Source organism: Pseudomonas sp. AC169 (assembly GCF_979258515.1).
This window is the reverse complement of sequence record NZ_OZ409866.1, coordinates 2772027-2797276: the sequence shown is the minus strand read 5'-3', so window position 1 is coordinate 2797276 and position 25250 is coordinate 2772027. Positions and strand designations below refer to the sequence as shown.

At 61.0% G+C, this 25250-nt stretch carries 21 protein-coding genes; 4 read left to right on the top strand and 17 right to left on the bottom strand.

Annotated features, from left to right (window positions below):
- Positions 1-67 precede the first annotated feature (67 nt).
- The 11 genes from ACZZ0G_RS12680 to ACZZ0G_RS12630 form a co-directional block, all read right to left on the bottom strand.
- A complete protein-coding gene (locus ACZZ0G_RS12680; protein WP_463556355.1) occupies positions 68-1573 on the bottom strand; it encodes a YdgA family protein in 1506 nt (501 codons plus the stop codon).
- A gap of 292 nt (positions 1574-1865) precedes the next feature.
- Positions 1866-2501: an NADH:ubiquinone oxidoreductase subunit N gene (locus ACZZ0G_RS12675; RefSeq protein ID WP_463398121.1), complete on the bottom strand. Its 636-nt coding sequence runs from the start codon at positions 2499-2501 to the stop codon at positions 1866-1868.
- A 93-nt stretch (positions 2502-2594) separates the two neighbouring features.
- Positions 2595-4037: an efflux transporter outer membrane subunit gene (locus ACZZ0G_RS12670; protein ID WP_463556354.1), complete on the bottom strand. Its 1443-nt coding sequence runs from the start codon at positions 4035-4037 to the stop codon at positions 2595-2597.
- Positions 4034-4936, bottom strand: coding sequence for an efflux RND transporter periplasmic adaptor subunit (locus ACZZ0G_RS12665; protein WP_463556353.1), 903 nt, complete (start codon positions 4934-4936; stop codon positions 4034-4036). The genes ACZZ0G_RS12670 and ACZZ0G_RS12665 overlap by 4 nt, the downstream gene beginning before the upstream one ends.
- Positions 4933-5142 carry a DUF1656 domain-containing protein gene (locus ACZZ0G_RS12660; RefSeq protein WP_007917703.1) on the bottom strand — a complete coding sequence of 70 codons (210 nt, stop codon included), beginning with the start codon at positions 5140-5142 and terminating at the stop codon, positions 4933-4935. The genes ACZZ0G_RS12665 and ACZZ0G_RS12660 overlap by 4 nt, the downstream gene beginning before the upstream one ends.
- A complete protein-coding gene (locus tag ACZZ0G_RS12655; RefSeq protein WP_463556352.1) occupies positions 5139-7202 on the bottom strand; it encodes an FUSC family protein in 2064 nt (687 codons plus the stop codon). Before ACZZ0G_RS12655 ends, ACZZ0G_RS12660 begins: the two co-directional genes overlap by 4 nt.
- Complete coding sequence (locus tag ACZZ0G_RS12650; protein WP_236430533.1) at positions 7199-7627, bottom strand: MarR family winged helix-turn-helix transcriptional regulator; 429 nt, start codon at positions 7625-7627, stop codon at positions 7199-7201. The genes ACZZ0G_RS12655 and ACZZ0G_RS12650 overlap by 4 nt, the downstream gene beginning before the upstream one ends.
- Positions 7628-7770: 143 nt before the next feature.
- Positions 7771-8052, bottom strand: coding sequence for a type II toxin-antitoxin system RelE family toxin (locus ACZZ0G_RS12645; protein ID WP_463556351.1), 282 nt, complete (start codon positions 8050-8052; stop codon positions 7771-7773).
- Complete coding sequence (locus ACZZ0G_RS12640; RefSeq protein WP_095122322.1) at positions 8042-8287, bottom strand: type II toxin-antitoxin system Phd/YefM family antitoxin; 246 nt, start codon at positions 8285-8287, stop codon at positions 8042-8044. Before ACZZ0G_RS12640 ends, ACZZ0G_RS12645 begins: the two co-directional genes overlap by 11 nt.
- 91 nt (positions 8288-8378) lie before the next feature.
- Positions 8379-8624 (bottom strand): DUF2789 domain-containing protein, encoded by a 246-nt coding sequence (locus ACZZ0G_RS12635; RefSeq protein ID WP_463556350.1) that lies wholly within the window; start codon positions 8622-8624, stop codon positions 8379-8381.
- 128 nt (positions 8625-8752) lie between these two features.
- Positions 8753-9214: an aminoacyl-tRNA deacylase gene (locus ACZZ0G_RS12630; RefSeq protein WP_463556349.1), complete on the bottom strand. Its 462-nt coding sequence runs from the start codon at positions 9212-9214 to the stop codon at positions 8753-8755.
- Between the two features lie 174 nt (positions 9215-9388).
- On the opposite strand from ACZZ0G_RS12630, the gene ACZZ0G_RS12625 reads away from it, so the two are divergent.
- Entirely contained in the window at positions 9389-9919 is a 531-nt protein-coding gene (locus tag ACZZ0G_RS12625) for an NfeD family protein (protein ID WP_463556348.1), read from the top strand.
- Positions 9920-9921: 2 nt separating this feature from the next.
- Positions 9922-10680 carry a slipin family protein gene (locus tag ACZZ0G_RS12620; RefSeq protein ID WP_007917711.1) on the top strand — a complete coding sequence of 253 codons (759 nt, stop codon included), beginning with the start codon at positions 9922-9924 and terminating at the stop codon, positions 10678-10680.
- Here the strand turns inward: ACZZ0G_RS12620 and ACZZ0G_RS12615 are convergent.
- From ACZZ0G_RS12615 to ACZZ0G_RS12590, 6 genes are all read right to left on the bottom strand, one after another.
- Entirely contained in the window at positions 10675-11637 is a 963-nt protein-coding gene (locus ACZZ0G_RS12615) for a sulfotransferase family protein (RefSeq protein ID WP_463556347.1), read from the bottom strand. The two genes, ACZZ0G_RS12620 and ACZZ0G_RS12615, sit on opposite strands and share 6 nt — an antisense overlap.
- Complete coding sequence (locus ACZZ0G_RS12610; RefSeq protein WP_463556346.1) at positions 11625-12410, bottom strand: aspartyl/asparaginyl beta-hydroxylase domain-containing protein; 786 nt, start codon at positions 12408-12410, stop codon at positions 11625-11627. The genes ACZZ0G_RS12615 and ACZZ0G_RS12610 overlap by 13 nt, the downstream gene beginning before the upstream one ends.
- A gap of 15 nt (positions 12411-12425) precedes the next feature.
- On the bottom strand, positions 12426-13943 hold the full coding sequence (locus ACZZ0G_RS12605; protein ID WP_463556345.1) for a TolC family protein: 1518 nt from the start codon (positions 13941-13943) through the stop codon (positions 12426-12428).
- A 46-nt stretch (positions 13944-13989) separates the two neighbouring features.
- Positions 13990-21312 carry an Ig-like domain-containing protein gene (locus ACZZ0G_RS12600; RefSeq protein WP_463556344.1) on the bottom strand — a complete coding sequence of 2441 codons (7323 nt, stop codon included), beginning with the start codon at positions 21310-21312 and terminating at the stop codon, positions 13990-13992.
- Between the two features lie 55 nt (positions 21313-21367).
- Positions 21368-22213: a sulfotransferase family protein gene (locus ACZZ0G_RS12595; protein ID WP_463558851.1), complete on the bottom strand. Its 846-nt coding sequence runs from the start codon at positions 22211-22213 to the stop codon at positions 21368-21370.
- Between the two features lie 161 nt (positions 22214-22374).
- Positions 22375-23946, bottom strand: a complete 1572-nt coding sequence (locus ACZZ0G_RS12590) for a glycosyltransferase family 39 protein (protein ID WP_463556343.1) — start codon at positions 23944-23946, stop codon at positions 22375-22377.
- A gap of 238 nt (positions 23947-24184) precedes the next feature.
- On the opposite strand from ACZZ0G_RS12590, the gene ACZZ0G_RS12585 reads away from it, so the two are divergent.
- A complete protein-coding gene (locus ACZZ0G_RS12585; protein ID WP_463556342.1) occupies positions 24185-24772 on the top strand; it encodes a phage tail protein in 588 nt (195 codons plus the stop codon).
- Between the two features lie 54 nt (positions 24773-24826).
- On the top strand, positions 24827-25138 hold the full coding sequence (locus ACZZ0G_RS12580; RefSeq protein ID WP_463556341.1) for a DUF6916 family protein: 312 nt from the start codon (positions 24827-24829) through the stop codon (positions 25136-25138).
- Positions 25139-25250 lie beyond the last annotated feature (112 nt).

Sequence of the window (25250 nt, the reverse complement as noted above, 5' to 3'; positions counted from 1 at the left end):
GCCAGACAGCAAAACGCCCGGCGTCTGTGCGATACAGAGGCCGGGCGTTGCTATTAAGAACGCAGAATTACTGCACTTGCGTGACGCCTGCGAACTTGCTCATCAGGAAGCCGACGAACTGCTCGACGGTCATCTTCTGGCCGTTGAATTCCACCTGATTGGCGGCGTAATGCAGCTTGGTCACGACGTTGGTGCCGTCGACAACCGCCAGCTGAGAACCGACCGCCATGCCAGCGAACATGTCGGCCGCTTCCTTGGACTGATCGACGATGGCTTTGGCATCGGTCTGACCGTCGAGCTGCGCCTGCACGCTGAGCAGATCGACCAGCATCGGCTTGGACACCTGGATATTCAGGTCAAGCAGCGCGATCAGCTGTTTGCCCAGCTGATCCGGCGGCAGATCCATCGATTGCGGCTTGGTCAGGTCGATCACCAGATTGGCCTTGCTCTCACCGTTGGCGGTATTGAACGAGAGGTTTTCCAGCGCAAACTGTGGGCCGGCGGCCAGCAGTTTTTGCAGATCGGCTTTGACTTGTGCGCTTTCAGCTTCGGTCAGGTTCAGCTCCGGCGCCGGCAAGCCTTGGGCTGCGGCCTCGGCGGCGGCTTTTTCGTAAGGCTGCAATTTGGTCTGGTAGATCTGCATCAGCGACATGGTCGACGGGATGTCGAGGTTTTTCAGGCTCATGGCCATGTTCGCCGAGCCGATTTTCTTGTCGTTGAGGCTGACTTCGCCAACCTTGTAATCCGCACGGCCCGACGCATTGCTGCCGTTTTCTTCGGTGAGGTTCTTCATTTCGAAGCTCTTCACACCGAGCACCGATTGCTTGGTGCCGAAGGTGGTTTTGCTGTTGGTCAGCACCAGGGTGTTTTCCCCGGTGTAGTACCCGTAGCTGCTCTTGGCGAGGTTGCTGGCCAGGGTCAGACCGTTGAGTTCGACCTGTACCGGCGCCTGGTCTTCAGCCACCGTAACCAGTTTCAGGTTGTCCATGTAGCCGTCTGCCTTGACCTTCTGCGCCTGGGCACTGGCAGAGATGTTCATGGTCAGGCCGGAGAATTTCAGGCTCGACTGCTCATCCAGCGCGGTTTCGAACGGCAGCAGGTCGAGGGTGCTGGTGGTGGATTCGTCGTAGCCGATGCTGGTCACGCCTTTGAGCGGCGCGGCGCCCTTGGTCGCGGCGAACCACTTCTCGGTGGCCGGATTCTTTTCCAGCTCATAGTTGCTGGTGGCCATGACCGGCAGCCATTTCAGCGAGACCAGACGCGAGAACGGCAGCGGGCCATGTTCGATGTGATCAACGAACAGCAATTCCACTGGTTTGTCGCCGAACATCTCGCCTTCACCCTTGAGTCGGTAGTGCGCGGTGCTGGTGAAGGTGTGGCGGTCGAGCGACACCAGTTCCAGCGACGCGCTGCCGTTGGAGCCGGCCATGGCGGTCTGCAGCTCTTTGTTGGCATTGCTGACGGCGTTGTTCAGCACGCCTTCGATCTTGGTCCCGGTGTACCAGGCCCCGCCTGCGCTGATCGCGCCGATGGCAACAACAATTCCGAGAAGCACGCCTGCTGATTTATTCATGAATGACCTGATCGATTTCCGTGGCTGTGAGTGTGGTCGTCTTCCCTGAACCCGTGACCGGGTCGCGGCTCGACTGCGCTGAATTCAGCGGTGGAGATTAGCACCGGGCGCGCAAGGTGGCCCAATGTTTAAAGGTGAAAGAGTGTCTACGGGGAGAGTGGACAGTCGACAGGCGGGAAGAGTTTCGGTGTTTTTCAGTCCGCCTTCGCGAGCAAGCTCGCTCCCACAAGGACACCGCTGTACCTGTGGGAGCGAGCCTGCTCGCGAAGGGGCCAGATGATTCAGTAGAGATTCAGGAGTACTGAACCTCGATCTCATCCAGTTGATGATCAAAGCTTTTCAGCCGCGCGGTCCAGGTGTACACCAGCACTTCAAAGTCGCGATCGATCACCGCCCCGCCCGGCCCGTCGGCGCGCGGATCGCAAAAATCCAGTTGATAGCGCTCACGGGCCATGGCCGTGGCGACATCGGACAATTCCCGCGCGTTGTTGAGCCAGTGCCAGCCCTCGCCATCAATCTGCTTGTCGAGTTCCAGACACTGTTTTTTCAGCGCTTCGAGGCTTTTTTCCAGCGGCGTGCCGGTGAGTTCGCCCATGACTTCGGCGAAGGTCCGTCCCGGTTGCCAGTAACTGCCCCAGAAATAGCGGTCGAACACGGTTTCGACCCGACGCAGGGCAACTTTGGTGTCCCAGATCAGAACGAGGGTCTTGCCCTGTTCAAGCTGGCGTTTCTTGACCCGCTGCACCTGAACCGAGGCCCAAGCCACGACCACAATTGCCATGACCGCGATCAGCGCGACGGCGCTGTCGAGGAAAACCATGGCCTTGTCGATCTGGTGGGCCAGCATGATGCCGTAGAAATAAGTGGCCGAGAGCAGCACCAGCGCTGCGAGGGCGCACCAGAAGCCGAGAGCGTAAGGGTTTTTCATTATTGGTTTCCCCTAGACCAGCACTAGCAATGTGCGCTGGAAGGGTGCTTTGCACGGGGCGCCCTTCCAACACTTCAAAGCATAGCAACGGCCTCAGGGTTTGCCGGGGCTTGGAGCGTGCGTTCGTCCGCTTTCCCAGCCGCCGCCCAAGGCGAGGAACAAATCGATCTGGCTCATGGCAACCTGGGTGTTGGCGGCGGCCAGTTGCGCGGTGACATCGGTGTAGGTGCGGGTCGCTTGCAGATCGGCGAGGAACGACTCGCGACCTGCCTGGAAGAAGCGGTGGGTCTGGTCGGCGGCCAGTTTCGCCGACTGCTCGGCGTCGGCCAGCGCATCGCGGCGTTGCAGCAGCGCGCTGTATTGGGCCAGGCCGGTCTGGGTTTCGCGAATGGCGTTGAGCACCACGCCGTCGAAATGCGCCAGCGCGCCTTGGGTGGTCGCTTCGGCTTCACGAATGCGCGCACGGGCGCCGTTGGTCGGCACTTTCCAGCTCAGCGACGGGCCGAAGCCCCAGCGGTTGGTCGACGGATCACCGAGGTCATCGAGAATCCCGACGGTGCCGATGGTCGCGCCGATGCTGATGTCCGGGTACAGCTCGCCGGTGGCGACGCCGATGCCGGCCGTCGCAGCAGCCAGACGCCGTTCGGCCTGTCGGATATCCGGGCGACGTTTGAGCAGTGCGGCGCCGTCACCGACCGGCAACAGTTGAGCGATTTTCGGCAATTCGGCGCAAGTCGCGGTGCCGGCCGGCAATTGATCGACCGGTTTCGCCAGCAGCATCGACAGACGGAACAACCCGGCCTGACGAGCCGCTTCATAGCGCGGCATATCGGCGCGCAGGGATTTGAATTGGGTTTGCGAACGGGTGACCTGGGTTTCATCGCCACGGCCAGCGTCGCGCAGACGCTGGATCAGCGTGGTGCCTTGGGACTGCAGGTCGAGGGAATGCTGGGCGATTTCGCGCTCTTCGTTGGCCGCGCAGACTTGGGTGTAGGCGCGAACCACGTCGGCCACCAAAGTGATGCGCGCAGTATCGGCGGCGGCTTGTGTCGCGTCGGCATTGGCTTTCGCGCCTTCGATGCCACGTTGCAATGTGCCCCACAGGTCGAACTGATACGAAGCGCTGATGCCGATGTCACCGATGTTGGCCACCGGGACTTTTTCCGGCAGCAAGAACGCCTGACCGGACTCCTGCAAACGCTGGGCGCCCATTTTCACGCCGCCGCTCCAGCCACCAGCGGCCTCGGCCTCATCGACCTGAGCACGGGCACGCTGCAAATTGGCAGCCGCAACGCGCAGATCGGTGTTGGAAGCCATGGCCTGCTGAACCAGTTGATCGAGGCGCGGATCTTTATACAGCCGCCACCAGTCCGCCGGCACTGGCGCGGATACGACGGGTTTGCCGGCCACAGCGAGTTCGCCCTGAAAATCCTTGCGTTGCACTGCCGCGTCTTCCGGCACGTGATAGTCCGGGCCGACCATCTGACACGCCGACAACATCACGCCCAACCCGGCGATCATCAGGGCCCTGCTCATTGCGCGGGCTCCTGCTTTTTATGGTCGACTTTTGCGTCATCGATAATGGATACCGTGGCGGTACGCCCGGCGATCATGCGGAAATCTTCCGGCACGTCATCAAAGGCAATCCGCACCGGAATTCGCTGTGCCAGCCGCACCCAGCTGAACGCCGGGTTGACGTTCGGCAACAGATTACTGCCGCTGGTGCGGTCACGGTCTTCGATACCGGCGACGATGCTTTCGACATGCCCGCGCAGTTTCGCACGGTCGCCGATCACACGAATGTCCACCGACTGGCCGACATGAATGCCGTCGAGTTTGGTCTCTTCGAAATAGCCGTCGATGTGGAACGAATTGCTGTCGACCACCGACAACACCGGCCGCCCGGCGGTGACGAATTCCTGCGGACGCGGCGCACGGTCGTTGACGTAGCCGTCGACCGGGCTGCGAATCACCGAACGGTCGAGGTTGAGCTGGGCGCTGTCCACGGTGACCATGGCTTCGGCCAGTGCTGATTGCGCACGGGCGACCTTCGATTGGCTTTCTTCCAACTGCTCGGCTGGAACCAGATTGCCGAGGCCACGGTTACGTTTGGCTTCGCGCTGGGCTTGAGCCAAGGTTTCTTCGCGGTCAGCGACAGCCGCTTTGGCCTGACGCAGGGCCAGTTTGAAGCGATCCTGGTCGATGCTAAACAGCACTTGGCCGCGCTTGATCAACTGGTTGTCTTTCACTTCAACCTGCTGGATCAACCCGGACACGTCCGGGGCGATCTGGATGATGTCGGCGCGAATGTGGCCGTCGCGGGTCCATGGCGCAAACATGTAATACATCACCATGCGCCAGACGAGGACAACGGCAAAAGTCACGATCAGCAGGGTCAGTACCACGCGACCGATGGTCAAAAACGGTTTTTTCATGTCATCAGGTATCGACTGAGTGAGTCCACGCCGTACAGCAGTACCGCGTAGAGGGCCACGTTGAACAATGCCCGGTGCCAGACCAGACGGTAAAAGTGCACGCGCGTGAGCACGGCATGCACCAGCAAAAACAGCACATAAGTGATGCCCATCAACACCAGCAGGGTCGGCAGGAAAATGCCGCTGATGTCCAGATCACCGATCATAGGGGCGCTCCATCGGGCAGCGGTTCTTCGGGCTCAGCGCTGGAAACGAATTCGACGCCGGGCAGCAACGCCAGACGCAAACCGCTCAAGGCGTGCAACAGGTTTAGCCGGGTTTCATCATCGCCGTGGCCATTGAGTGCGCGACGGGTGCGATCCAGGGTCATCAGCAACGGCGCGGGTGCAGGCAAGCGTTCGCCGGCCTTGAGGCAGGCGCGGAAATACTCGCCGACTTCACTGACCACTTGCTGCAGCAACGCGTTCGGCGCGCCGGTCACCCGTGGCGTGTAGGCGAGCAAATCGAGCAAGTTCAGGCCGACGCGCACTTCGCGCATGGCGATGCCGGTGTCCTGACCGGTGAGCGCCAGACGCGGCAAGTGCTGCATCAGCCGATCAAGCAGCTGCACACCCAGTTTCCGATGCTCGGCGAGGTTGGCCGGCTCGGTCATGTGCACGATGTCTTTCCAGCTGAAACGGGTCAGGCGTTTCGCTGCCAATTCCGCACCGAACGGGCGCGCCACCAGCGTCCAGATAAACGCGAACAGCAGACCAATCGGCCCCGCCAGGTTGGAGTTCACGAAGGCGAAAAAGTCCGCGTCGTAAGCGCCCTGAATGCTGATGAACGACGAAGTGTTGACCAGCGTCAGCAGCATGCCGAGGTAGAAACGCGGTTGCACGGTCAGGGTGCCAACGCAGATAAACGGAATGGAAAACGCCAGCACCAGCATCGGGAAATCGTGCAGGTTGGGCAGAATCAAAAACAGATACAGGCTGGCGAATAACACGGACATGCCGGTCCAGAAAAAGAACCGGTAGATCTGCGGCGCCGGGTCGTCCATCGAGGCGAAGAAACTGCACGCCACCGCCGCCAGAATCACCGCGCTGCCGCCGTCCGGCCAGCCGAGCAGAATCCACAGCACCGAGGCGGTGATGATTGCCAGAATCGTCGACGCTACCGAATAGAGCATCAGCCCGCGATCAATGAACGGTGTCAGGCGACCGAGGCGCCAGTGGCGATACACCGCGCGCCAGCTGTCCTGACGTTCGCAGAGAATCGCGTCCTGCAGGCTGCGGCAGTCCTGCCATAGATCGATGAATTCACCGAGGCGATAGATCGAGTTGGAGAACAGCAGTTGCCGGCGATCTTCCAGCGCTTCAGCGCTCGGTTGCAGGGCTTCGAGCTGGTCTTTCAGCGCTTGCCAGCGATCGAGATCGGCGTCTTGGTTACCTAGCCATTCGCGAGTTGCCGCCAGCAACGGTTCGAATTTTTCCACCAGTTCCGGTGTGCGTCGTTCGAGGGCGTAGAGCGAATCTTCCAGCGCATCAATCACCGGTAATAAATGAATCATCCGCCCGCGCAGTTCTTTGGTGTTACGCACCGTTTGCGGTCGCGAGCCTTCGTGGGGCAACTGACCGATCATCAATTCGAGGCTGTTGAAGTTGGCGACCATGGCCATGCGCAGCGCGGTGACTTCTTCAGGTTGCACGTCGCGACTGAGGAATTTCAGGCTGTAGGTCGTCGCGTCAGCGAACCACTTGCTCACCGCGTCGTTGAACACCGGCGCCAGACGACGCGGCCAGAACATCGCACCGACCACCGCAGCCACGGCGATGCCGAGGAAAATCTCTTCCGTGCGCGCTTCCGCCACGTCCCACACAGCCAGCGGGTTATCCACCACCGGCAAGGCAATTAAAGGCAAGGTGTAACCGGCGAGCATCAGTGCGTAGCTGTTGGCCGTGCGCAAATGCAGGGACATGAACAGCAAAATCCCCGTCCACAGCGCGATGACCACCACCAGCACATACGGGCTCTGTACGAACATCGGCACGAAAAAGACTGCCGCCGCCGCACCGAGAAAAGTACCGATGGCGCGGTACAAGGCCTTGGAACTGGTCGGGCCGAGAAAAGGGCTGGAGACGATATACACCGTGGCCATCGCCCAATACGGACGCGGCATTTGCATAAGCAAGGCGATGTACAGCGCGATCATCGACGCTGCAAACGTACGGATCCCGTAGAACCAGTCACGGGCGGGCGGAATGCCGGAGAAAAAACCGTTCAAGAATTGATCACCACAGGCGGATGGGCCGCCTCAAAAGCTCTGAGTACCCGAAGCGTAGCTTCCAGATCGCTTTGATCGATGCCTTCGAGCACCTCATGACGCAAGCGCACCAGTTCGATCTCGACCGCTTGCACCAGTTCACGTCCGGTGTCGGTCAGACTCAGGCACTTGGCGCGGCGATCCTGGGCATCTTCGGTACGGCAGACGTAACCCGAATGACACAACTGATCGAGCAGACGCACCAGCGACGGACTCTCCATCCCGGCCGCCTGCGCCACCTGCACCTGGCGCACGCCCTCGCCCAAACGGCCGATCATCAACAGCGGCACGGCGCAGGCTTCGGAGATTCCATAGTTGACCAGCGTGGTCTGGCAGATCTTCCGCCAATGCCTGGCGGCCACCACCATGGCGCTGCTGATGTTCATCTGGAGAGCGTCGAGTTCGTTCGGCACGGGAAAATGCACACTGTTAGTTTGCTAACTATCAATATCGCATTGGAGGGGAATTTCAGTCAAGTTTTGAAACAAATTGCCTGCTGGGGCGAAGAGAGCCGCCGCTGAGAGTTAAATCAGCGCTTTTTTGCATTCTCATAAACGCTACTGCGCTCACGTTTACCGACCGCTACGACTGAAACGACGACCCTCTCGTCAATTACCTGATAAACCAGACGATAGCCTGAAGCTTTCAATTTGATTTTGTAGCAATCAGGCATTCCATGAAGTGCGTCTGCGGAGACTCTGGGCAGCCTCAATCTCTCACCCAGCTTCTTTTTGAATTGTTCTCGTAGTGTATGACCCAACTTGTTCCACTCTTTGTGAGCGGATGGCAAAAATTCGAGCTTATAGGTCATCCAGGCTTACCGAAATTGGCGTTTCATGGCTGCGGGCGCGAACGATTTCGGCAAGCTCCAGATCATCAAGTCGCTCCATCATTGCTTCGTACACATCCGCTGGCACCATATAGCCCATGACGCGATTGTGGTTAAGAACGGCCACGGCACCGCCATGTGCACCGCTCAGCACTGCGGAAGGGTTTTTCTTTAATTCTGAGACACTGACAGCCATATCGGCCAAAACGCTTTGCATAATAAAAGACCTCAATTGAGGTCGTGATTTTGGTCTATTTTTTGATCATCAACAACCCTTGTGCCAAGTTGAATGATCTGAGGTCAGCTCTTCAGCCCAACCTGCCCTTTCGCAACAACACATCCAACCGATCCACCACCTCGGCCCAATCGGCGTCATCCAGAATCTCGTCGCGCAAGAACTGCGACTGGCTCTTCGTCCAGAAAAACGCATCGGCCAGATGCAGTTCGGGTTTGAGCGGGGAATGGGTGGCGATGAATTTGTCGATGTTGACCGGATCGTCGGGAAGGCCGAGTTGTTTGAACAGGGATGGGAGGCTATGGATTGGTTGCTCCATTGCTGAGTTCCTTCAAAAATGGGTTGTTTGGAAGATTATTCGCGAGCAGGCTCGCTCCCACAGGGGAATGCGATCAACCTGTGGGAGCGAGCCTGCTCGCGAAGGCGCCAGTGCCAGCGCCACAAAGCTTAATCACTCAACTCTCGCACTTCGGCATGCGGCACCATTTTCAGAAACTCCGCCATGCTCATGTGCAGCAGGTAATTGTGGTTGCCCGCCTCCAGATAAATATCCTTCTGCCGCGTCAGCAGCGGGTCGATGACCATGTCCAGCCCGTAGGAGTCACCCAGCGGCGGCACCGCACCACGTTCGCAGTCGTCGAAAATGTGCGCCAGATTGCTTTCGCGAGTCAGTTGCCATTCGCCGCTGGTGCGTACCTTGCTCAGGTCCAGGTGACGACTGGCCGGCAGCACAGCCATCAGGTAATGCCCATGGTGGTCGTCGAGAATGAGTGATTTGGCCACCCGCTCGGCGGGCACCCCGGCGACCCGTGCGGTTTCCAGGCTGCTGGACGAATGTCGATGGGCGACGATGTCGTATTCGCAGTGCGCGCGGTTCAGGCTGCTCTGCACCTTTCTTGCCATACGCATGATGCACCTCGGTGTTGCGCTGAACGGTGGTTGCCGTGTCTTTGAGTCTAGTTCGACGGCGTGGTGACGCCGGTAATTCCGCCCACTGGACACATCCGCGCATTGATCAAATTCAGCCAGTGCAACCCTCAACTAGACTGAAAGAACCAGCCCATGACGCTCGCGGAGGGTCACGTGAACAGCCGATGGTGTGCGCTTGCCTTGCTCCTGCTGATCAGCGGCTCAGCCCTCGCCGCTGACACCCCGTTGCCGCCGATGAGTCCGGCCGGTTTGTGGCTGATTACCTTGGGCATCGTCTTTCTGATCGCCGAAGCGGCGCTGCCCAATTACGGCGTGATCGGGCTGGGCGGCATCATCATGTTCGTCATCGGTGCGCTGATTCTGAGCAACGCCGAGTTGCCGGTGCCGATGATGATCGGCCTCGGTCTGATCAGCGCCCTGCTGTTGATCGCGCTGCTGATTCGCGCCCTGAAAACCCGCCCGCGCCACGCCGTCAGTGGCGACGCCGGCCTGCTCGGCAGTGTCACCGCGATCACCAGCGTGCAACCGGGCGATGCCCGCAACGGCTGGGTGCAACTGCAAGGTGAACGCTGGCAAGTGTTCAGCGCCACCCCGCTGCAAACCGGGCAATCGGTGCGCGTGGTGGGGCGCAAGGGATTGTTGCTGCAAGTGGCCGCGACTGACGCGGCGCCACTCGGAGAGTGATCATGGGTCTGCAAATCGGTTTTGTCGCACTGCTGTTATTGGTCATCGCCTTGGCCGGCTCGACGTTCCGCATCCTCCGTGAATACGAGCGCGGCGTGGTGTTTCAGCTTGGGCGCTTCTGGCAAGTCAAAGGCCCCGGTCTGATCCTGCTGATTCCGGTGGTGCAGCAAATGGTCCGTGTCGACCTGCGCACGGTCGTGCTCGATGTGCCGCCGCAGGACGTGATCACCCGCGACAACGTGTCGGTGAAGGTCAACGCCGTGCTGTACTTCCGCGTGCTCGACCCGCAGAAGGCGATTATTCAAGTTGAAGATTATCTGTCAGCCACCAGCCAATTGGCGCAAACCACCCTGCGCGCCGTGCTCGGCAAGCACGAACTGGATGAACTGCTGGCCGAACGCGAGCAGTTGAATATCGACATTCAACAGGTGCTCGATGCGCAGACTGACGCGTGGGGGATCAAGGTTGCCAACGTCGAGATCAAGCATGTCGACCTCAATGAATCGATGGTGCGGGCCATCGCCAAACAGGCTGAAGCTGAAAGGGAACGGCGAGCCAAGGTGATCCACGCCGAGGGCGAGTTACAAGCGTCGGAGAAACTCATGCAGGCGGCGGAGATGCTTGGCCGCCAGCCCGGGGCGATGCAGTTGCGTTATATGCAGACCTTGAGTTCGATTGCCGGCGACAAGAGTTCGACGATTGTCTTCCCGTTGCCGATCGAGTTGCTCAAGGGCATGGCGGATTTATCCGGCAAGTCATGAAACCAAGCCAGCGGCACTCAGGCGAAGTTTTTCCAGCGCTTCATAAGGCGCGCGGGTGCAAGTGTGCACGCGCATTTGCAACAGTGCCGAGGCCTCGCGGCGTTTGTCTTGACCATCGGCAACGAAGATTTGTGAAGGCTGTTTCGCGTGCTGTGCGGTCGCTGCAGATACTCGCTGGCGCTGTGTTTCGCTCAAGCGGAAAAACCGCGCCAGGCGACCGGCCATTGCCTCGGGCAACTCGCTGTAATTCACCAACAAACCCGCCGAATCCCGGCAATGCACCCACCCCGCTTCAAGCAACCGCCCCAAACGCCGGGCAATGAAATCTTCGCGTCCCTCAAATGGCAAACCATCCTCCAACACGCAATTGCCGAGCATCCCCGGCACCATGTGCATGCCCGGGCGGCGCAGGTGTGAAACGGCAATTTCCAAAGGGTCACGATAGAGAAACAACCACGGCGTTTCGGGAAAGCATTCCTGTAGCAGCGACCACTCCCCAATGTTCCAGGCGTCGAGCTTGACCACCAGCCGTTGCTCGATGCCGCGACGGCGCTGCCCGTACGCAGAGAGCAATCCGCGAATCGCCGCACGCCGTTCGTTCTCGGGTAAATCACTGCGTAATAGCGCATCCAATGGCGGCGGTTCGGACACCACGATGTGATCGTCGAGCCGCGCGAGCATCTGGCTGAGCAATGTCGAACCACAGCGCGAGGCGTGCAGAATGAATGCACCCGGCGCGAGCCCAGGGCTTTGCGCCTGCCAATCGCTGAGTGTCGACAGCGGTGTCTGCCGTCGAAAGGCCTGATTGAACGGCAGCCGTAACGCTTGATCCACCGCTTCGCGGAAAAACGGCTGATGCAACGGCGTGTCACCGAACCAGCACCAATCCACCTGCCACTGGCCATCGACCGGCCAGACACGAATCGGCAACCAGCCGTCGAAGCTCAAGCGCTCCATTGTTCGTTCCACTGTCGCCGTCCGTTGCGCATCGCTGCGCGCAATTCCTCGCGAGAAAATGCCAAACCCTGTTCAGCGGCAAGTGCCAGCGTCCGGCTGATGAATGCTTCTGAGTCGTGCAGCGAACGCAGGGCTAGAGATAGCGCAGCATCTTCGGCGACCCGTGTCTGAAAGCGTTGCAACGCGGTTTCAGCCAAACCCGGCGCCGGTGTGCTCGGCAAGCCTTCCGCGATCATCTGCTCAAGCCAGGCACCGGGCCGGCAGTCGACGACCAGATGAACCCGCGCCGAGGTATCACGGTTATCCACACGGTGCGGGCGCGCCAGATCGAGAAACCAGCATTCGCCTGCCTGCATGGGCATGCGTTGGCCGTCGAGCCAGAAATCGACATGCGCTGGACTGAGCAACGGAATATGCAGGCGTAAATCGGCCTGAGGGCCCTCGAGATCGTAATCGCGATGCTCATGGATCTGCCCGCCCGGCCCCAGGCGCAGCAGCCGGGCACTGACGATATCCAGCGACAGATTGCGCAGCCCCTGCCGCCAGCGCTCATCCCGTAGCCAGGACGCGCGTTGCAGCGGTGCGCCGCGACCGGGCGACAACTCGGTCAATGCATCGGCCGCTGAAATCAGCGCGACGCCGCTCCAGTCGCCGGAGAAATATTCAGCGTTGAAGTGACTTCGCCAGGCGTCGTCGGCAATCGCCTCCAGCGCTTGCAACAGCAGCGGCAAATCCACCGTCACCGGCAGGCGCGCAAACGCCGGCCGGCTCATGGTTGAGCCCTGGCCTCACTGGGCCGGAGCATGCGCCACCACCGGCGCCGAAATATCCCCCGCCGCCCATGCCGATTCACGGTTGGCCAGCGCGGTGGCAATCGATTGCACTTCGGTCGACTGCACTTGATCCGGCAGCGGATCGAGGCCGGCACTGGCGAAGATCTGGCCATAGGCATTGCGCAGATCGGCGTACGACAGATCGCGGCGCAGATCCGCTTGCAGGTTGTTCAGCTCGCCCTGAATCAGGTCCAGCTCACCAATTCCGGCCGCCTGATGACGGTTGCGCAACTGACCGACGATCTGCCCGTCGATGTCCGACAGTTGCTGGTTAGTCTTGAACTGCCGCAGCGCCTCCTGGTAGTTGGCGTTAGCCACGTAGAGCTGCGCCAGCACCGCGATCGACATCGCCTGACGCCGCGCCGTGGCGACTTCTTCGCCAGCCTTGGCAACGTTGATCGCCGCCGGTGCGGAGATCACGTTGAACAGGTTCCAGGTGACTTTGACGCCGTAGTCGGCCCAGCCCTGTTCGACGAGGAACGAGTTGCTGTCGTAATGCCCGCCAGCGGAGAACTCAAGACCGGGCAGCAAACGCAGCATGGCCTTGCGGGTTTCGGCGGCGCTGATCCGCGTCTGGTAATCCTGCTCGCGCAGTTCCGGGCGGCTGGTCAGGGCTTCTTGTTCGAGTTTGGCCAGATCGACCTTGAGCTCGGGAATCTGATAACCGTCATCGGTGGCCAGCGTCAGGTTGGTGCCCAGCGGCAAGTTGATCAGCGTCGCCAGTTCGGTTTTCGCCAGCGACAAGGCGCGGCGCTGCTCCTCCAGCTGCCGGGTCGCTTCGATCAGCGAGCGTTGGTAACCAAGCGACTGCACCGGATCGCCAATGCGTTGATCGCTCAAGGTCTGGCTGTTGTCGCGGGCGGTCTGCACCCGCGCCATCAGACTGTCGATCTGCTTGAGCAAACGTTCAGCGGCCATCGCTCGCCAATAGGCCGAACGCACATCCTGAACGATGGTATTGATCACCTTGCGGCGACGTTCCTGAACAATCAGACGCTGGTCGCCCTGCTGCTTGGCGCTGATGTAGCTGACGCCGAAGTCGAGGACGTTCCAGACCATGGTCAGGTCGGCGACTTCACGGTCACGATCCTGCGAGGTCGACGGTTCCAGAGACTGGGTGCCGGTGCGTACGCTCTGGCTGCTGGAGGCGTTGACGTTGTTACGCCCGACGTAACCGGCGTCCAGCGCCATGCGCGGCAGCATGTCGAAACTGGCGAGGTCGAGCTGCCGCTTGGCCAGCGCTTCCTCCATGATTTTCAAGCGGCCTTCGAGGTTGTACTTCACGGCGCGGGCCATGGCCTGGTGCAGGGTCAACGGGCCGCGCAGCGGCTCTTGATCCTTGTACATGCTTTGCAGGTCGGTCTTGGCGCGCTGTTCGCTGACGCTGCGTTCAATCGGTTCACTGGTCACCGCACATCCACTGATCGCCAGCGCCAGCAGGCTGGCGCCGAACAACTTCTGACTTTTCTTCATCCCTGGATCGCCCCTAGGTCCCGCACAGTGTTGAGTTATGGTTTTTTCAGGCCGATATTTCGCTGATACCGACCTGTTGCAACGCCGCCGCCAGGTGGTCGACCCGGTGTTGCTCGCTGTCTTTGAGTTGTTGCAGTTGCTGGCCCAGCGTCGGTGCGCCAAACACGCCGCGCAGGCCTTGAGAAATGTCGCCGGTCTTAAGTGAGTGACTGCCAAATGCGTTCAGCGAATCGCGCTCGGCGCTGCTGTTCTGGTGGAACAGGCTCGACAGCGTGCTGCTACCGAAGACGCCACCATCGCCGCCGCCAAAACCGAGGAAGCCATGACCGGAGCCATCACCCGCGTTGTCGCTGCTGCCGAACACCTGAGCAATAAAACTCGGGCTCAAGGCGCCGTGATTCATGAAAATATCGCCCAGCGGGCGAATGCCGTTGCCGATCACCCGTTGCTCGAACAGCGGCGCGAAGGTCAGCGGTGAGCCGAGATCGCCGGTCGGTGGCGAGAAAATGATCGGTTGCAGCGGCACGTTCGCTGGCAGTGGCGGCACCACCGGATCGCTGCTGCGGATCAGCGGATCCGGGATCACCACGCTAGTGGTCGGCAACGTTGGCGGCGTCACCAGCGGCAGCGTGTTGATCGCGTAATTGTTGGAGCTGCTGACCCCGGCCCCGCTGTTGCCGGACGCATCTCTGACCCCTGCGCTGTTGACGCTGATGGCATTGCTGGCGCTGTTGACGTTGGCGTTCGGCGTCAGGGTTGCGGTCCAGGTCTTGCCACCGTCGCTGCTGCTCAGATTGGACAGCGTGCCGTTGCCGACATTGATGTCCGACAGATCAAAGCCGCTGACCGCCTCATTGAAAGTAATGGTCACCGCCGACGTCTGACCGAGGCCGATGTTGGGGTTGGCGATCACCACCGTCGCACTCGGCCGCTCGCTGTCGAGCGCGTAATTGTTCGACACCGCGACGCTGCTGCCGACGTTGCCAGCCACGTCGGTAACGTTGCTGGTGTCGAGCGCAATGAAGTTGCTCGGGTCATTGACGTTGGCGGCCGGCGTGAACGTCGCGGTCCAGGTCTTGCCGCCATCGCTGCTGCTCAGATTGCTCAGGTCGCCATTGGTCACGCTCAGGTCGGACAGGTCGAAATTGCTCACCGCCTCGCTGAAGGTAAAGGTCACCGTGGTGGTCTGGCCGATGCCCAGATGCGAATTGGCGACCACGATGTTCACCGTCGGCCGGGTCGCATCGAGCAGGTAATTGTTGGAAATCGCGATGCTCGCGCCAAGGTTGCCGGCCAGGTCCTGCACCCCGGCAGTGTCGACGATGATCAGGTTGGTCGTGTCGTTGACGTTGGCCGTCGGCGTCAGCGTAGCGGTCCAGGTAATGCCGCCATCACTGCTGGTCAGGTTCGCCAGCGTGCCGTTGGCGACACTGATGTCCGACAGGTCGAAACCGCTCACCGCTTCGCTGAAGGTGAAGACCACTGTGGAGGTCGCACCGATACCCAGATGATCGCTGAGCACACGAATGGTCGCGGTCGGCAGTTGGGTGTCGATGGTTATGTTGCTGGAGGTCGTCGTGCCTACGCCACTGTCGCCATAGAGGTTCTGGATGCCGGCTTTGTCCAGCGTGATGACGTTGGCAGTAGAGGTGATGTCCGCTGTCGGGGTAAACGTAACGGTCCAGGTGACGCCGCCATCAAGCGAGGTCAGATGGTTAAGCGTGCCATTTGTCCCCCCCAAATCATCGAGGGTGAAACCCTGCACTGGCTGACTGAAGGTGATCGTCACTTGCGTGCTTTCACCGGCCTTGAGCGCTGTATCGGCAACCGCGATGGTGGCGGTCGGAACCTCGGTGAACACCCCGAAGTTGGCCGAACTGGCGACGCTGGTTCCGACGTTGCCGGCCAGATCCGTCACATTGGCAGTGTTCAGCGTGACGGCGTTAATGATGTTCATGATGTTGGGTGTTGGCGTAAACGTTGCCGTCCAGGTGATCCCGCCATCGCTGGACGTGACCTCACTGAGCGTACCGTTGGTGACGTTAAGATCTGCGCGGGTGAAATCGGTCACCGCTTCACTGAAGGTAATAGTCACCAGCGACGTTTCGCCGGGATGCAACTCAACGTCGCTCATAACGATGGTGGCGGTGGGTGGCTGCGTGTCGATCACATAATTATTCGAATCGGCGGTGCCGCTGCCGGTATTGCCCGCCGCGTCCTGAACGCCGCTGTTATCCAGTTGAATAATATTGCTGGTGTCGGTGATCCCCGCCGTCGGCGTGAACGTCGCCGTAAAGGTGATGTTGTCCGAAGAGCTCAGCGCGCTGAGTGTGCCATTGTTCACGGTCAAATCGGCGAGGCTGAAGCCACTGACCGCTTCGCTGAAAGTGATGGTGACGGTGGTGCTCTGCCCGCCTTTGAGTGCCGTGTCGGCTACGACGATCGTCGCCGTCGGCAACGCCGTGTCGATCGCGAAATTGTTCGAGTCGGTGACGCCGACACCGCTGTTACCGGAGGCGTTGGTCACACCGCTGTTGTCGAGGCTGATCAGGTTGCTGGTGTCGGTGACGTTGGCCGTCGGCGTGAATGTTGCTGTCCAGGTAATGCCGCCGTCGCTGGAGGCAACGTTGCTCAGGGTGCCGTTGGCGATGGTCAGATCAGCGTTGCTGAAACCGCTGACCGCCTCGCTGAAGGTAATGGTCACCGCCGAGGTTTCGCCGGCCTTGAGCGCGGTGTCTGCAACAACGATGGTCGCGGTCGCCACTTCGGTCTGCACCGCGTAATTGGCCGAATTGGTGATGCCGATGCCCGCATTGCCGGCCAGATCGCCGATGCCAGCGTTATTCAGCACGATCAGGTTAGTCGCATCGCTGACGCCGATGGTCGGGGTGAACGTGGCCGTCCAGGTGATGCCGCCATCGCTCGACGAAACGTTGCTCAGCGTGCCGTTGGCGACGCTCAGGTCGGCGTTGTCGAAACCGTTGACCGCTTCGCTGAAGGTAATGGTGACGAGCCCGGTTTCGCCGGGACGCAGATCGGTATCACTGATGACAATGGTCGCGGTCGGGCGCTGGCTATCGATCACGTAGTTGCCCGAATCGGTGGTGCCGCTGCCGGCGTTGCCCGCCACGTCAGTGATGCCAGTGTTGTCCAGGGTGATGAGGTTGCTGGTGTCGGTGATGCCCGCCGACGGCGTAAACGTCGCCGTGTAGGTGATGTTGTCCGACGTGCTCAAACCGGACAGTGTGCCGTTGGCCACGGTCAGATCAGCCAGAGTCAAACCGCTCACCGCCTCGCTGAAGGTGATGGTCACGGTGGTGGTCTGGCCGACGCCCAATGCTGAATCGGCAAGTGCGATGGTTGCGGTGGGGCGTTGGTTATCGATGGCGTAGTTGTTCGAATTGGTGGTGCCATTGCCAGCGTTGCCGGAAGCGTTCTGTACACCGCTGTTGTCGAGGGTGATCAGGTTGCTCGCGTCCGTGATGTTGCTGGTCGGGGTGAAGGTCGCCGTCCAGGTGATACCGCCATCGCTGCTGCTCACCGCCGTCAGCGTACCGTTTGCAATCGTCAGGTCGGCGTTGTTGAAACCGGTCACGGCTTCGCTGAAGGTGATGGTCACCAGCGATGTTTCGCCGATGGTCAGGCTGTTGTCCGCGACGACGATGGTGGCGGTCGGCGCCACGGTGTTGATGATGAAGTTGCCGGAGTTGGTCGTGCCCGTGCCGGCATTGCCGGCCAGGTCAGCGATCCCGGTGTTGGCCAGGGTGATGATGTTGCTGCTGTCATTGACCCCGACGGTCGGTGTGAACGTCGCCGTCCAGGTGACGCCGCCGTCCGCGCTGCTGACCGCCGTGAGCGTGCCGTTGGGCACGGCCAGATCGGCGTTGGTGAAACCGCTGACCGCTTCGCTGAAGGTAATGGTCACCAGCGAGGTTTCGCCGGCGCTCAAGGCAGGATCGGCCATGACGATGGTCGCGGTCGGCCGCTGGGTGTCGATGCTGTAGTTGTTCGAGTCGGTGGTGCCACTGCCAGCGTTGCCCGCCAGGTCGGCCACGCCGGTGTTGTCCAGCGTCACCAGATTGGTGGAATCAGTGATGTTCGCGCTCGGCGTAAACGTCGCCGTCCAGGTAATCCCGCCGTCCGCACTGCTGACCGCCGTCAGGGTGCCATTGGCGATGGTCAGGTCGGCGTTGGTGAAACCGCTCACCGCTTCGCTGAAAGTGATGGTCACCAGCGAGGTATCGCCGATTTTCAAGGTGCTTTGCGCGAACACCACGGTCGCGGTCGGCCGCACGGTGTCGACCGCGTAATTGTTGGAGTCGGTGGTGCCGCTGCCAGTGTTGCCCGACAGATCGGCGACCCCGCTGTTATTCAGGATGATCAGGTTGGTGGCGTCGCTGATGCTGTTCGGTGTGAAAGTCGCCGTCCAGGTGATGCCGCCATCGGCGCTGCTGACTGGGCTCAACGTACCGTTGGCAATGCTCAGGTCGGCGTTGGTGAAGCCGCTGACGGCCTCGCTGAAGGTAATCGTCACCAGCGAGGTTTCGCCGATTTTCAGCGCGGTATCGGCGACCAAAATGGTGGCCGTCGGCCGTAGCGTATCGATCGCATAGTTGTTGGAATCGGTGGTGCCGGTACCGGTGTTGCCGGCCAGATCCGCGACCCCGGTGTTGTTCAGGGTGATCAGATTGGTCGCGTCATTGATGCTGCTGTTCGGCGTAAACGTTGCCGTCCAGGTAATGCCGCCATCAGCGCTGGAGACATTGGTCAGCGTACCGTTGGCAATCGTCAGGTCGGCGTTGGTGAAACCGCTCACGGCTTCGCTGAAGGTGATGGTCACCAGCGAGGTTTCACCGACTGACAGAATGTTGTCCGCCACCACAATGGTGGCCGTCGGACGCACGGTGTCGATCGCGTAGTTGGACGAATCGGTGGTGCCGCTGCCGGCGTTGCCGGCCAGATCCGCGACACCGCTGTTGTTCAGGGTAATCAGGTTGGTGGCATCGGTGATGCTGCTGGTCGGCGTGAAGGTCGCCGTCCAGGTGATGCCGCCGTCGGCACTGGAGACATTGGTCAGCGTACCGTTGGCAATCGTCAGGTCGGCGTTGGTGAAACCGGACACCGCTTCGCTGAAGGTAATGGTCACCAGTGAGGTATCGCCGATTTTCAGCGCGGTGTCGCCCATCACGATCGTCGCAGTCGGACGTTGAGTATCGATTGCGTAGTTGTTCGAGTTGGTGGTGCCGACACCTGCCACGCTGTCGGACACGGCCGTCACCCCGGTGTTGTCGAGGGTGATGAGGTTGGTGGTGTCGGTGATGTTGTTGGTCGGCGTGAAGGTCGCCGTCCAGGTAATTCCGCCGTCGGCGCTGGAAACACTGGTCAGCGTGCCGTTGGCAATGGTCAGGTCGGCGTTGGTGAAACCGCTGACCGCACGACTGAAGGTGATGGTCACCAGCGAGGTTTCGCCGATTCTCAGCGCGGTATCGGCGACCACGACGGTGGCGGTGGGTGGTTCCACGTAAGCGGTGTTGAGCGTACCGCCGTTGTTGTAGATCCCCACCAGTGCGCTCGGCGTCGTGCCGGTCGAACCACCGTTGGAAAGACCACCGGCACCGCTGGCGGCGCCGTTGCCGCTGATCGCGGCGAAGTTGCTCGCGGTGATCAGCACCACACCGCCGTTGTTCCAGATCGCCCCGACGCCGCGACCGCCGGCACCGCCATCGGCACCATTGCTGCCGACACCACCGCCGCCACCGCCGCCACCACCGGCAGCAATGTTGTTGCTGATGACCGACGTGCCGATGACTTTCAGGGTGCCGCTCGAAGCGTTGTAGATACCGCCGGCGGCGTTGCCGCCGACGCCACCGACTTTGTCCCAGCCGGAACCGCCACCGCCGCCGCCAATGGAAAGGCTGCCATTGGTCGCCGAGCCACCATTGCCGCCATGACTGTAACCGGCACCGGCGCTGCCGCCATTGCCGCCCACGCCACCGGTGCTGGTGCCACCGCGCCCGCCCATGTCGGTCGGGCTGTAACCGCCGCCGTAACCGCCGGCATTGGCACTGCCTGAGCCCCCGGCATAAGTGCCGGTACCCGGGCCGGAGGTACCGCCATGGCCACCGGTCTGGCCGCCGATACCCGCACCACCGCCACCGCCACCGCCGACATAACCGCCGGTCACACCCCCGCCACCACCCCCGCCGGAAGCGGCGTTCGCGGTAACGGTCACGTTGTTCAGGGTAAGTATGCCGGCGTTGAAAATGCCGCCGCCCATGGCGCCCGCCGCCGCCGAGCCGCCGTTACCTCCGTTGCCGGCGACCAGGCCTTTGGTGATTACCAGGCCGTCGAGGGTCACGGTGCTGCCGGAGGTGACTTCCACCACGCGGGTTTTGTATTGGCCATCGAGGGTCACGTCGGCCACGCCGTCGTTGTTCAGGTCGCCATCGACGGTGATGTTCTTGTTGATCAGCAGCTCGGAAGTAAGCTGCACGGTCATGCCGGAACTGAACGTGACGATATCGCCATTCTGCGCCGAGGCCAGCGCCGCGCGCAACGAGCCGACGCCCGAGTTGAGGTTGTTGGTCGCGGTCCAGGTGGCGAGGCCCCACTGGTACTCGCTCATGGCTTTGCTCGACAGCACGTTGGCACCTTCGATGGTGCCGGTGGCGATCTCCAGATCCCAGTCGCCGCCAACACCGGTGCGGTTGTTCGAAGCGGCCACATCACGCCCGGTCAGTTGCGCCAGCGAGTCGACAAAACTCAAGCCACGATCACCTTCGGCGGTGTAGCAGCCGTAAATCAGGATGTCGCCGCCAGCGTTCATGTCCTTGCCGATTTCCGCCAGAACCGCACTGCGCTGGGCGACGTTGTCCGCCGAGAGATAACTGTTGCCCAGCCACAAATCGCCGGCATTGCCATGGGCAATGATCTGCACCGAGCTGACGCCGTGATGTTGATCGAGGAAGTCGGCGATCTGCTGCAAGCCGTCCTTGCTGGCGTCGAGTTTCACCACTTGCGTGCCGGGAGCAATGCCTTGCAACAGGCTGTCGGCATCCTTCACCCGCGAGTCGACGAACACCACACTCTGGCCGGGCACCGCGACCGGGCTGGCTGCAGGCGTGGCATCGGCCTGGCCGTGGGTGTCCTTGCTCGCCACGGGATGGTCAGCCGCCGGCGCCTTGGCCGCCTCGGCTGCGGTGGGTGCATGGCTGTCGGCTTGCGCAGCGGTATCGGCCACGGTGGCCGCCACCGCACCGTCGAACAGCATGCGCGGCTCCAGCGACATGATCATCGGCGCGGCCAGCGAACGCTGACCTGCGGTTGCCCGAGACTTGACCTTTGCACCGCCAAAAATGCTCCACCACATGTTGCTCACCCGAACTCGAACGAAGGTACGTAAGGCATCAATGAAAACACCGCGATCAACTGATCGCGGCGTCGGACTTCATACGAATGACATTGGCGGCGCTGGCTGAGCCATCGAGCCAAAAGGACAAATCAGCGTACTGCTTGAACAGGTCGGGCGGCAGGATGGTGCGCCGTGACTGCAAGGCAACCTTGGGTTTGACCTTGTGCAGGCCGGCCAGGCCTAGGCCCTGGTCGAACTCCGGCGCGTCATAGGCCAGATGCTCGAAATCGTGCTCGAACCAAGGCTCGCCAATGAACTCGTAGACCAGCCGCAGCACGCGCTCCGGCGCCTGGGTCAGCAGGTCGTAATCGATGATCAGCAATGAGTCGGCGTGCTCGCCGTAATAGGCTTCCTTGAGCGCTGCCCAGGCAAAACCCACCAGGCGATTGCGCTGCGCCAGGGTTTCGCAACGGCTGTACACCGTGTTGCGCTCGACGGCATCGCCAAACAATTTGGTGTTTTCAAAGGGATTGGCGCGGTACAGCCGTTCGAGACTGTCCATCACCCAGGCGACATTGCGCACGCAGGCGATGACTTTGGCCTGGGGAAACAGATCGTTGAGCGCCGGCAGACGCGAGCTCCACTGCCGGTTGGTGTCGAACACCACCGGTTTGTCGGCCTTGTCGGCATAGAAGGAGTCAAACAGACCGCGCAGCAGGCGACGGCGCATGTCGGTGTCGATCACAGCGCCGTATTCACTGCCGGCGCTGCATTGCTCCAGGACACTGGCGAACAGCGATCCGACCGGGCTGGTCATGCCGGCATGAAAGCGCGGGTTCTGCAAAAGAATGGCAGAAAGCAGGGTGGAGCCTGAGCGCGGCAAGCCGGAGATAAAGTGGAACTGCTGCAATCCCTTCACCCTGATCAAAAAAAGTCCATTTGTCCGACAGAGCGTAGTCCAACAACCACCCTGCGACTAGTAGTGTTTTGATATCAATCAAGAGCAAAAAGAACTAACCAGTTAATTTTTAATCGCGAATTTGAAGGTGAACCGTTTTAGTCTCCACAACCGCTAGTCGGCTATGGGTTTCGGGTGAGCAAGCGCGCTTGCACACCGCCCGCATGAACCTGCGCGCTGATCTGCCAAGTGGCGGGCAACGGTGCAAACTCTGCCGGGTCATCCTGGGTGCCGACCAGCCAAATGCGGGCATTGCCGGAAACCTCTGCAAGGCTGTCGAGGTAGACATCGTCGCTGACCAGCGTCCCGAAACCATATTGATTCGGCCGCGTCGAGCGGCCATCCGCAGCGGGTGGCGTGTACAGCCGCACCTGTGCGCCGGTGCGATCGTAGTAGACGTAACTCAAGTACCAGAGCATGTCGCTGGTGATGATGCGATCACCGGGCTGGAAATGCTGATTGACGTAATTCACCACGCGATCGAACTGATCACTGCTGTCGACCGTGGCGTTGTTATTCAGGCCAACCATTTCCACCCCGAGCAACGACACCAGCACCGCCAACGCGAGAACTCGCACGCGGCTGTACAAGCGGTCGATGGCCAGCCCCGCCAACAGCGGCAAACCGAGGGCATAAGCGGTCAGATAGCGCTCGATGAACACCGGCGTGATGAACGACACCGCAAACACCAGCAACAGCGGTAAGCCGGTGTACAACGTCAACAGGACACTGCCGCGCGACACGCTGCGATCTCGCAGCACCGCCACCGCCGTCAGCAGCAACAACGCCAGCGGCAACGCGCCGAACACCACTAACGGCAGGTGTTCGCCGTCATCCTGGATCAACCAGGACCAGACCATCGACGGCAACGACGTCAGCGTCACCGGGTCTTCCCAGCCGACATCGCCACCGACCTTGAGTTGTTCCATGTGCTGGGTGAGATCGAGCAGGTTCGGCAGCCACGGCAGGTACAACGCAGCAATGGCCAGATTCGCCAGCCACCAGCCCGGGTGCTGGATATGCCGCAAGCGATAGCCACGCTGAAACCGGATCAGCGCCAGATAAACCCAGTGACACAGCGCCGCCAGCACGGCGAAGTAATGGGTGTAGAGCGCCGCCGTCATCAGCAGCGCATAAACCACCAGATAGCGATGACGCTGCGGCCGGCGGATCCAGTAGGCCAGTGCCAGCGTCGCGGCGATCAACAGCAGGCCGAGCAGCGAATACATGCGCACTTCCTGGCTGTAGCGCACCGCCGTCGGCAACAGTGCCAGCAGCAGACCGGCGAGGATCGCCGCGCGGCGCGTGGCCAGGCGATCCACCAGCCAGACGCCCATCCCGACCGCCGCGAGGCCTGCCAGAGCGCTGAGGCAGCGGATGGCAAAAATGCCATCGCCAAACAACTCGATCCAGCCATGCAACAGCATGAAGTACAGCGGCGGGTGCACATCGAACGCCGCGTGGTGCCAGATATCGGCCAACGAATAGCGCGCCAGCAACAGGCTGGAACCTTCATCGCCCCAGATCGCCGCGGCGGTCAGATCGTAAAAGCGTACGGCAGCGGCCAACAACAGAATCGGCAGCAGCCAGTGTTCTCTGGCCCAGCGGATCAGGCGCAAGCGGGCAAACCACGGACCCGGCGTCGCGTGCGGATCCTGTGTGTCGCCCACTGGTGTCACTCTGTTGACCGCCATTGCTGCCTCTTGCCGTGCCACGACACCACGCCTGTATGAGCCCGAGCCTGCCAGTCACTCTAGGTCAGGCGCAGGAGCACCGTCGATGCCGATTTGCGACTTCACGACATCCGGCAACCTTGCCAATCCGCGTCTACGCTCTGGCGTGGCGTGACCTGGCCACGGAGTGCCAAGGCAATAGCAACCGCCTGAACCCACTAGCGGCCCGCCGACAACCAATCAGAAGGATGAGGACTTTATGGACGTTTACATGGGCACTGTTCTGACGTTTGCTTTCAACTATGCGCCCAGCGGCTGGGCCTTGTGCAACGGTCAGATCATCGGAATCAACCAGAACCAGGCGCTGTTTGCATTGCTCGGTACGGTTTACGGAGGCAACGGCACTGTCACTTTCGGGCTCCCCAACCTGCAAAGCCGCATGCCGATCTGCCAGGGCAACGGCGGCGGCCTGACGCCGAGAGTCATGGGAGAAATCTCCGGCGCCGAACAAGTCACTGCCACCCTCAACAACCTGCCGAACCACACCCACACCCTCGCCGGCCTTACCGCCACCACTACCGTGCAACTGGCCAACCCGGCCAGCAATCCGGCGGGCGCGCCGACGGCGACCAACGCTTACATCGGTGCGTCGGGCACCGGGCCGGGTCTGGCAAATATCTTTTCCGATGCTCAGGGCGCTTCGCCCGTTCCGCTCAAGGGCGCGGCCACCACCATCAGCGGCACGATCTCGCCAACCGGCAACGGCTTGCCGCTGCCGATCATGAACCCGTATCTGGTGCTCAACTTCAGCATCGCGCTGAACGGCATCTTCCCATCGCGTAACTGACTGACCGCCGGGGGAGCCACCTCCCCCGGTTTCCAACCTTGGCGGAGCGAGAACATGCTGCAAACGGTTCAAAGCCAACATTTCCAGGCATTGCTGGGGCGGATCGGCACCCTGCATTTGCCCGATGGCACTGAGTTACAAATCCACATCGACGAACTCGCGGAGAAACCTCTGGCGCAAATGCGTTACAGCGAGCGCATGCCGTTCAGCGTCGAATTGAGCAGTCTGGAAGCGACTGAATTTGTCGACGGGTCATGTGCCCTGGAGTTGCCTGAACTGGGGCGAGTGGACGGCATCTTCGTGTCGCGGGTACCGCCGATGGGGCGGCCGCCGGAGCTGGCTTACTTCCACATCACCTTTAACTGACGGCCCCCTTCCAGCACACGACCTTGTACAACCTGTTGATTTTTTGTAACTGCATTTTGGGAAGCGTCTGACATCAATTCCATGATGACCTTGTTAGCGTGGCACTGAACCC